Source organism: Thalassospira sp. UBA848 (assembly GCF_002295455.1).
Lineage (GTDB): Bacteria > Pseudomonadota > Alphaproteobacteria > Rhodospirillales > Thalassospiraceae > Thalassospira.
Genome location: NZ_DBGS01000130.1, coordinates 1 through 661, shown reverse-complemented (window position 1 = coordinate 661; position 661 = coordinate 1). Strand labels below are relative to the sequence as shown.

Sequence of the window (661 nt, the reverse complement as noted above, 5' to 3'; positions counted from 1 at the left end):
GATCCCCGCCTGCGCGGGGATGACCAGAGATATTCCGTCGTTCCCGCGAAGGCGGGAACCTCGAACTACATTACGCGCGGTTCAAGGTACTTCTCGCCTCCGCAATCAGCTGATCGACATTGCGTTTTTCAGGTGCGTCGTCATCAACTTCTCCCGCCCCCTCACACGCCCAGCGCAGCAGCTTGATCAGGCTTTCAAGATGCCCAAGCGCTGCTTTGCATGCCGCCTGATGGGCGGAGAATTCCTTGGCGTCCATGATCCCGGCCGCCTCCCCGGCCAGTCGATGATAGGCATCGCGCGCCATGGCAATGTCATCGGGCAATTCACCCAAAAGCCGGGTTTGCAGGGCCATGATCGGGTCGGGTGTTTTATCCGTGCACATGAGGTTTAAACCACCGAAAGTTCGGAAAGCCGCGCATTGGAAAGCTTTTCCGGCCAATAGGCCAGATTGCGCACATGGCCGTTCAGTGCCTTGTCGGTTCCGCCAAACGATCCCAGCACTATGTTGGAAAAATTGCGTGGCATGGCAAAGCCATCCGGCGAGGACAGCACCACACCATCCAGCCCGACCGAAACCCCATCATCCTCCCACGCCAGCGCGATGCGATGACGGGTATCCTTGGCAAGCGTGCCATAAAGCGACTGGGTGACGACCGGCACG

1 protein-coding gene and 1 pseudogene are annotated in these 661 nt (G+C 59.0%); both read right to left on the bottom strand.

Translation table 11 applies throughout. The features are described from left to right. Positions 1–70 precede the first annotated feature (70 nt). Positions 71–382, bottom strand: coding sequence for a hypothetical protein (locus B2R48_RS17575; protein WP_297003089.1), 312 nt, complete (start codon positions 380–382; stop codon positions 71–73). 5 nt (positions 383–387) lie between these two features. Then, positions 388–661, bottom strand: a pseudogene (locus B2R48_RS17570) (hypothetical protein); the annotation flags it as partial.

Coding starts and splice junctions, on each gene's coding strand:
- B2R48_RS17575 (WP_297003089.1), bottom strand. CDS start 382: ATGTGCACGGATAAAACACCCGACCCGATCATGGCCCTGCAAACCCGG.